The organism is uncultured Kiloniella sp., assembly GCF_937128705.1.
Lineage (GTDB): Bacteria > Pseudomonadota > Alphaproteobacteria > Kiloniellales > Kiloniellaceae > Kiloniella.
The window spans coordinates 1-8,059 of record NZ_CAKZMP010000024.1 but is presented as its reverse complement, the minus strand read 5'-3'; the positions used below and the strand labels follow the sequence as shown (position 1 = coordinate 8,059).

Here is an 8,059-nt window from a genome sequence, read left to right as displayed (position 1 = left end):
GATGGGTACTGAAGAACTTACACTCTCTTTTGAAGATTCTGCGATTGATGCCCTTGCGGATCTTGCAGCCGAAATCAATACCTCTGTTGAAAACATCGGTGCCCGCCGTCTTCATACCGTGCTTGAAAAACTGTTGGAAGAAATCTCTTTCACCGCAACAGACAGAAGTGGCGAAAGCGTGACAATCACAGCTGATGATGTAACAGAACAGGTATCTGGCCTCGCCAAAGATACTGATTTGTCGAAATTTATTCTCTAATCGCCAGAGACAAAGGAAAGATGATGAAACTAGGATATCGTTTTATCACTGGTAAAGATGACGACAAGTTTTGCAAACGCATCTCTCAGGCTTTGGAAGATGGTTACCAACTCTATGGGTCTCCATCTCTGACTTTCAACGGCGAAGATGTAATCTGTGGACAAGCTGTTATCTGGCCAAAAAGCAAAGAGCCTGAAGGCAAAGAGAAAGACTGAGCCACGTTACCGATCAATTAACATTGGTAATGTAGCTCATTCAGCGACACGACAAAATGCAGGTGAATATTTCACCTGCATTTTTCTTCACCATCGACTAAAGAAAACCATATAGCTCACAAACAGTTCTCCATAATTCTCTCTTCACATAAAGTTTATGGCTGGAACACTTGGCATTTACGACCCACGCGCCCCATATTCCAATAAGAAACGATGATAAAAGGATCTTGTTGGCATGAAGACCTATAAAAAAAATAAAGAAGCGATTGCACAGCTGACCCCCGAACAATACAGGGTGACACAGGAAAATGGGACGGAGCGTCCCTATACTGGCGAATATCTCGAAAACAAAGATGTTGGTATCTATGTGGATATCGTTTCTGGCGAACCCCTGTTTGCTTCATCTGATAAGTATGAAAGCCACTGTGGATGGCCAAGTTTTACCAAACCAATTGTACCTGCACACGTTGCTGAACTCAGGGATAGTACCCATGGAATGGAGCGCGTCGAGGTAAGGTCTAAGCACGGTGATAGCCATTTGGGCCATGTTTTCACCGACGGGCCAACCGACAAAGGTGGCCTCAGGTATTGTATTAATTCTGCTTCACTGAAATTCATTGCCAAAAGCGACATGGAAGCAGAAGGTTATAGTGAATATCTAGATCAAGTAGAGGACGTATAAATGACTGAAAAAGCCATACTAGCCGGCGGCTGTTTTTGGGGCATGCAGGATTTGATCAGAAAGCTTCCCGGCGTAGAGAAAACCCGGGTCGGCTATACGGGTGGCGATGTTGAAAATGCAACTTACCGCAATCACGGCACCCATGCTGAGGGTATTGAAATTTTATATGATCCAGCACAAATTTCCTATCGACAGCTTCTGGAATTTTTTTTCCAAATCCATGATCCTTCCACGCCTAATCAGCAAGGGAATGATCGTGGCGCATCTTATCGTTCTGCCATTTATTATACCAACGAAGACCAACGACAAATCGCCATAGATACCATTGCCGATGTCGATGCCAGCGGCTTATGGCCCGGCAAGGTCGTAACCGAGATAAAATCTGCAGGTGATTTCTGGGAAGCAGAGGCCGAGCATCAAGACTATCTTGAAAATGTACCCAATGGTTATACCTGCCACTTCCCACGCCCAAACTGGAAGCTGCCCAAACGGGAAGTCTCGGAATAGAGGCTAATATTTTAAACCTAAAAGATTTAATCACAGTAAAAGGCGCTTGAAAGCGCCTTTTTTTTAAACCCTGATGCCTTTCAAACCCTGAAGATGAAAGTGCCCATATTAAATCTGGAAGTCCACTATTCAGAAGAAGAGTCCAAATTGTCATCAAACTCTTCTCGCATAACTTTCATCATGGCTTCGATTTGTTGATCATCCAGCGTCGATATTTTTTCGGCGAGGCAATTCGCAAAGTAAGTGGCTTTTGGCGATAACCCTGCGGTATTAACAGACACCTTGGGGTCAGATCTTATGGCCAGTTCTTCCAGCTCTTCCGCATCATCCCAAATAATATTGAGATACTGACAGACCCTATGCACAAAACGACGGCTTGGCTGCCCTCGGTGTCCGTGTTCAATGGACGACAGATACGCGGACGAGACCCCAAGACCTTTTGCCATATCCTTGAGGGTAATTTTACGTTCTGCGCGAATTTCGCGCAACTTGTGTCCAAAGGGTGTCATAAAAACTTTATATAGCAATTACAGCGATGTATCGAGCAAGCAGTCTCTAACTTTCTCGCCGTCTTTTCAAGAGAACATATAAAGCCCCACTGCCACCATGGTAATGTTTGGCATGGCTAAAGGCTAAAATAACGCTGCGATTTGGCTCTTCATTCAACCAATAGGGCACCATGGATTTCAAAACACCCTGTGACTGTGGCCCCGATCCCTTACCCGTGATCACAATCACATTACGGAGATCTCGTGCACGGCAATCCCTGATAAAACGCTCCAAAGAAGTTTGCGCCTGTGCCTGTGTTTGGCCATGTAGGTCAAGCACCGCGTCCATAGGAAGCTTACCCTTAATAAAGCGCTCAGCCTGTCGTCGATCCATATTTTCGACCTGTCCATGGCTCAATGGTCCCGGACTTTGTTTTTTCTTACTTGGTCGAGGAGCCACAGGAGCACTGCGATAAGACTTAAACGGCAGATCTTCTTTCAGATTTGGAATATCGGCTTCTATATGATCCGGGTCAAATTTCGGCTGAGGCAAAGCCCGGCCAAAGACAAAATAATCCCTGTTCTCCAGAGGCTTAACTGTTGTAGAGACAGAACGCCAGAGATCAGAATCTTTCGTTTTAGAAGATATTTTTTTATCTTTTTTGGCCACGCAGTATCACCAGAATAATAGGGAGACTCAGTTATCTCTTCTTGCGCCAATCATACTGTCAGGTCCGCGCAACTGATGCGGAGGTAATCAAGTTACCTGAAAATTGCAAGTCTCTTCTCTATTATTCCGTCCAAAAACAGTACTTCACCCTAGCTGCTCACTTGTTCTGCCCAGAATCGTTAAGGCGAAATATTTTTTGGTAAAACTGTCTTTGGTAGCAACAGGTAATACTGTCCTTTTTGTTTCATTTTACCAGCTTGAGCCAAAGCAGGTTCCCCCGGCCCCCAAAAGAAATCCCCCCTTACAGGGCCACGAATTGCACTGCCCGTATCTTGGGCAACCATAAGCCTCTGCAATGGCTTCTGCGTCCCAGGCCATGTTGTATCCAGCCACAGGGGAACACCAAGGGGCATATGACGGGGATCAACCGCAAGGGAACGTTCAGGGGTCAAGGGAACCCCCATTGCACCAATAGGTCCGTCACCCTCTATCTTCCGAAAGAAAATAAACCTGTTATTCCGCTGCATAAGCTCATTGGCTTTTTCAGGGTTTTCCCTGAGCCACGTTCTAATGGACTGCATCGACATCTGATCACGCGGGATGATCTTCTCGTCAATTAAAGCACGCCCGATGGCATAGAATTTATGCCCGTTGTTGCCTGCATAGCCAACGCGAACAACCTGACCATCCGGCAATTTTACCAAACCGGACCCCTGTACATGAAGGAAAAACACATCCACAGGATCATCGGACCAGATCACTTCCAGACCTTTGCCGCTGAGGGCGCCGTCATCAATCTCGGTACGGTTATGGTAAGGAACTAGTCGATTACCTTCGACTTTTCCTACCAGTGTCGTCCCTTTGAGTTCTTTATCAAAATCGCTTAAGCGCACAGAAACAAGATCGGATGGGACATCATAAAGGGGATATTTATAAATCTCGTCTTTGGAAAAAGATCCGTTTAGCTCGGCTTCGTAGTAGCCAGTGAAAAGACCTTCCGGCTCTGCGTTATTCTTAACATGATACGGCGTCAGATTTTCTTCGAGCCAAACACCAAAATCGCTGTGATTATCCGAGTTGGACATAAAAAGCTGCAGGTCATCACACAAAACTTTCCAGTCTGCAGCTTTGCCAGCAATACCCTCTGGCCCTACTTTTTTCGTATCAGGCCATTTTTGATATCGGGCACAGCTTCGTTCCAACGCCGGATAGGCTTTGGCCAATTCATCATCATGCCAGCCGGGCAGGGCTTCGTATCCGACAGGACTTAGCGTCAGGTTTTCTTCAACTTTTGTGCTTGGGGCAGGGGGTTTCGCGGCCTGATCACAACTGGATAAGGAAAACACCACAAAGGGTAAAGAAATCAGCAATAATTTTCTGAGAAACCGCTGTCTTTTAATCGAAACAAACCGCAAAAAAACCTGCAAAGCCACCCCCATGGCTACCAAATAGCATTTATTGGTAGCCTGTCGTCAAAGATTAAACCTGTGTAAAAGCTTAATTGGGACTACGCGTTTCCACCAGTAACCAATTTGGGTCTTTACTTCTTGTATCGCGGGTAAAGGTCCAGATATCGGTAACCTTGGAAACGTGATTTGGATCTCCAGAAACAGTATTACCATCTTTATCACGGGTCACATTAACCTGTTCCGATACAAACTTGACGGTAACAACAGCATGACGCCCAGACATCTCTGCTTCAATGATATCCACATCATTAATGCCAATCATAACGGTTTCATGCGTTTGTTTCAGAGATTCACGCTCATCAATAGCTGATTTGAAGTCGTGATAGACGTCATCATCTAAAAGATTACGAAGAGTTCTTTTATCCCCATCAGCAAAAGACCCAATGATCATTTCGAACGCCGATCCGGCACCCTGGACAAATTCAGCAGGGTCAAAAGACCGATCTGACATCTGAATATCAGAAAGTCCTTCTGCTAGTGCAGAGTCAGACGGCAGAACATCTACTGCAACTTTTCCACTATGCAGAGAACCCGTACGGATTTCTTTATTTGGCGTTTCGTTAGAATCCAAAAACTGTGAATCGTCACTATGTCGATCTTCGCGATTAGGTAAATTAACGACATTGTCGTTTTCAGCACGATCCTGAAAAGGGTCGTGATCGGGCTTATCATCAAAGCCTGTGCGCTTACCAAGCGTACTGCGAAGTCTGAGGACGAGGAAAACTGCTACTGCAGCAAGAAGAATGATATCGAAAAAAGGCAAGTTGTTACCCATGTATGATTTGATTCAATAAATATCGATCAGCTACTAGTGAGAAACGACATTAATCACTATATTCATAATCACTTAATATAGATTAAATAGGCAAGTGCTTAAGAAAGAGCAAGTATGGGAATTGTTTTCCTTATTCTTTTTATCGGTATTCCACTGTTGGAAATCTCAGTTTTGATTCAAGTTGGTGATCAAATCGGCCTCTGGAGCACGATTGGTTTAATCATTCTCACTGCTGTCATAGGTACTGCAATGCTACGCCACCAAGGTATAGCAACGATAATGAATGCCCAAAAACAACTTAATCAGGGTGCTGTGCCCGCAAAAGAACTCTTCGATGGGCTATGTCTTTTAGCCGCAGGGGCACTTTTACTTACCCCCGGATTTGTTACTGATAGCATTGGCTTTGCCCTTCTTATCCCTCCTGTACGAGAGTTACTTCGAAATACATTGGGCAAAAGAATCTCTCATGGATTACAAAGTTCAAGATTCCAAAGCCAAGGTTTCCAAAATCAAAACTTCCGGGACCAAGGTTTTTCTAACCACTCACATTCAGATAATTCCAACGGCAAATCCCCCTTTGGCAAAGCTGGGTCCTGGAACAAAAATGACGACACCGTAATTGATGGTGATTATCAAGACGTCACCGAAAGCGATAAAGATCGTCTGAACTAATTGAACAATCCCTTATCCTTATCGCGATTATCGCCACTTTATAGAACACCCCATAGAAGCAATCTGTTCTCTAGGCCCTTGGCCATGTTCGACAACGCCAAGCATGGCTTCCAGAAGCTCTGGTCTTGCATTTGCAACTATCTGGGCAGTTGAGGCATTCAAACGACCCCGATATTGCAAACCATCCTTGGCATCAAAACCGAAAAAATCAGGTGTACACACAGCATCATAGGCCCGCGCAACATTCTGACTTTCATCCAAAAGATATGGAAAACTAAAATCGTTGTCTCGACTGAATTTTTTCATATTATCCGGTGAATCAGCCGGATAATTCCGATAATCATTAGACATAATCATCGCGACCCCAATACCCGCGTCTTGAAGCTTTTTGGCATCACTCACCAAATCACCAATTATCGCTTTTACATAGGGACAGTGATTACAGATAAACGCGATTAACGTGCCATTTGGGCCCCTTACATCATCAAGTCCGGTTAGCTTACCATCCAGATCAGGTAATTTAAAATCAGGCGCAGACCAGCCAAAGTCACAGATAGGTGTTTTAATAAGCATGAATAATTATACCCTTTGATATGCTCTTTGCTTCATTAAACCCAGAAATACCAGCAGCGCTATTTGATTAAATAGTGCTATTTGGTTTTCAAGATTTTAATCTCTGTATATTCTCGCCCCTTGTAGCTGGTTATCGCACTCGTCTTTTACCAGATCTATAAAGCGTCAGATCTAATAAACGGGGTAAAAATGTACCTTCTCAGGCACGGACAATCCGAGTTTAATGTAACCTATGCAAAAACGCGCGTTGACCCAAACATTCCGGACCCGGAATTAACTGATGAAGGTCGGTCACAAATTCATGCTGCTGCCCAACATTTAAAAGACAAAGGTATAACCAAAATTTTGGCAAGCCCCTATACAAGAACCCTTCAAACTGCCGAAATTGTCAGTAATATTCTAAACTTACCTGTTCAGATTGAAGCACTCGTCCGCGAACACGCCTTTTTTTCCTGTGATATTGGATCTCCATCATCAAAGCTATCTCAGGAATGGCCACATCTAGACTTTGAACATCTATCAGAATACTGGTGGCCGGATTTAAATGAAACGGAACATCAGGTAAAAGTGAGAGGTCAGGAGTTTCAACAAAAAATGCTTACACTTGAGGACTGGTCAAAAACACTTGTTGTCAGCCATTGGGCATTTATTCGTGGCTTAACCGGCCAAGAAGTAAATAATGGTGCTATCCTCAATATAGACCTTCAATCTCTCTCGATTGATACCATTGTAGTTAGCGTAGAATAAGGCTAACTCGGTTAGCTCAGACATAGTCGCGGGCTATGTTTAGTCAGTTGGCGTACTCATGGTGAACCAAGTTTCTGTCATTACGTTAACGCTACAGATATGTAGATCCCATAACGAAAACGATAGTTCAAAAACCTGTGATTCATAGAGTACTTAAAAATCACCAATTACTAACATATCCACATAACACGCCACTTTATCCCTATTCTAGAGCACAATTGAATATGAATTTTTAGTATCTGGCCTAATCCTTGGTTGTTCAGACCTTCAAAGCATGCTAGCCAATCAGGCAAACATTTAGGGAGCTTTTTATGGCTGAAGAAACAACCGCCCAGCAACAGCCGCTGGTTATCAAAATGCAGTTCATCAAGGATTTATCATTCGAAAATCCACATTCACCGATGATCTACCCAATGATGTCAGAAAAGGCACCACAGCTGGACATTAATGTTGATGTCACCCCGACACAACTTTCCGATACAGCATACGAAGTTGTTCTGAACATTCGCGGTTCAGCAACAATCGACGACAAGACAGCTTTCATGATTGAGCTTGATTACGGTGGGGTTGTTACCCTTGCCGAAGGTCTTGAAGCACAGATCGTTGAACTATTGTTGATGGTCGAATCACCACGTTATCTCTTCCCGTTTGCGCGCAACATCGTTGCTGATATTACAAGAGACGGTGGTTTCCCACCATTGATCATGAACCCGATTGATTTCCATCAGATGTTCATGCAACGCAAAAGCGAAGCTGCTGCTGCCGAAGCAAACGCTGAAATGGCAAAAGACGAAACAACAGCAGACGCTTAAAGTCTTCTGACATACGTTTAAGAAAGGGTGGCTGCGGCTACCCTTTTTTTAATTCGCAAAATTTTATGAAGTTTTCTATCTTCCAGACGGGCTATTTTTTCCAAATCGGATCACTTAAAAGCTCTAGCATCGCGCTATGTGCGGCCAGCTCGTCTTCCGGGATAGTATGAGGTCTTGCTTCACGTACTTT

The 8,059-nt window shown here is 44.1% G+C and carries 11 protein-coding genes and 1 pseudogene; 7 read left to right on the top strand and 5 right to left on the bottom strand.

Translation table 11 applies throughout. The annotated features are described in order from the left end of the window. The 4 genes and pseudogenes from Q0241_RS01460 to msrA form a co-directional block, all read left to right on the top strand. Positions 1-259, top strand: a pseudogene (locus tag Q0241_RS01460) (HslU--HslV peptidase ATPase subunit); the annotation flags it as partial. 23 nt (positions 260-282) lie between these two features. Then, positions 283-474: a DUF1737 domain-containing protein gene (locus Q0241_RS01455; RefSeq protein WP_299371944.1), complete on the top strand. Its 192-nt coding sequence runs from the start codon at positions 283-285 to the stop codon at positions 472-474. Between the two features lie 235 nt (positions 475-709). Then, the gene (msrB, locus tag Q0241_RS01450; RefSeq protein ID WP_299371941.1) at positions 710-1,156 is read left to right on the top strand and encodes a peptide-methionine (R)-S-oxide reductase MsrB; all 447 of its coding nucleotides are present in this window, start codon (positions 710-712) and stop codon (positions 1,154-1,156) included. Then, the gene (gene msrA, locus Q0241_RS01445; protein WP_299371938.1) at positions 1,157-1,663 is read left to right on the top strand and encodes a peptide-methionine (S)-S-oxide reductase MsrA; all 507 of its coding nucleotides are present in this window, start codon (positions 1,157-1,159) and stop codon (positions 1,661-1,663) included. A gap of 125 nt (positions 1,664-1,788) precedes the next feature. On the opposite strand, the gene Q0241_RS01440 is transcribed toward msrA, so the two are convergent. From Q0241_RS01440 to Q0241_RS01425, 4 genes are all read right to left on the bottom strand, one after another. Continuing rightward, positions 1,789-2,151 carry a helix-turn-helix transcriptional regulator gene (locus Q0241_RS01440; RefSeq protein ID WP_366941142.1) on the bottom strand — a complete coding sequence of 121 codons (363 nt, stop codon included), beginning with the start codon at positions 2,149-2,151 and terminating at the stop codon, positions 1,789-1,791. Positions 2,152-2,218: 67 nt separating this feature from the next. After that, positions 2,219-2,821: a Smr/MutS family protein gene (locus Q0241_RS01435; RefSeq protein ID WP_299371932.1), complete on the bottom strand. Its 603-nt coding sequence runs from the start codon at positions 2,819-2,821 to the stop codon at positions 2,219-2,221. 179 nt (positions 2,822-3,000) lie between these two features. Continuing rightward, positions 3,001-4,191, bottom strand: a complete 1,191-nt coding sequence (locus tag Q0241_RS01430; RefSeq protein ID WP_299371929.1) for an MltA domain-containing protein — start codon at positions 4,189-4,191, stop codon at positions 3,001-3,003. 127 nt (positions 4,192-4,318) lie between these two features. Continuing rightward, positions 4,319-5,053 (bottom strand): Tim44/TimA family putative adaptor protein, encoded by a 735-nt coding sequence (locus Q0241_RS01425; protein WP_299371926.1) that lies wholly within the window; start codon positions 5,051-5,053, stop codon positions 4,319-4,321. A 126-nt stretch (positions 5,054-5,179) separates the two neighbouring features. Here Q0241_RS01425 and Q0241_RS01420 point away from each other — a divergent pair, with 126 nt between their 5' ends. After that, positions 5,180-5,737 carry an FxsA family protein gene (locus Q0241_RS01420; RefSeq protein ID WP_299371923.1) on the top strand — a complete coding sequence of 186 codons (558 nt, stop codon included), beginning with the start codon at positions 5,180-5,182 and terminating at the stop codon, positions 5,735-5,737. Positions 5,738-5,764: 27 nt separating this feature from the next. Here Q0241_RS01420 and Q0241_RS01415 read toward each other — a convergent pair whose 3' ends face one another. After that, positions 5,765-6,310, bottom strand: a complete 546-nt coding sequence (locus tag Q0241_RS01415) for a thioredoxin family protein (protein WP_299371920.1) — start codon at positions 6,308-6,310, stop codon at positions 5,765-5,767. Positions 6,311-6,499: 189 nt separating this feature from the next. Here Q0241_RS01415 and Q0241_RS01410 point away from each other — a divergent pair, with 189 nt between their 5' ends. Both Q0241_RS01410 and secB read left to right on the top strand, forming a co-directional pair. After that, positions 6,500-7,057 (top strand): histidine phosphatase family protein, encoded by a 558-nt coding sequence (locus Q0241_RS01410; RefSeq protein WP_299371917.1) that lies wholly within the window; start codon positions 6,500-6,502, stop codon positions 7,055-7,057. Positions 7,058-7,368: 311 nt separating this feature from the next. Then, positions 7,369-7,869 carry a protein-export chaperone SecB gene (gene secB, locus Q0241_RS01405; protein WP_299371914.1) on the top strand — a complete coding sequence of 167 codons (501 nt, stop codon included), beginning with the start codon at positions 7,369-7,371 and terminating at the stop codon, positions 7,867-7,869. Positions 7,870-8,059: the final 190 nt, after the last annotated feature.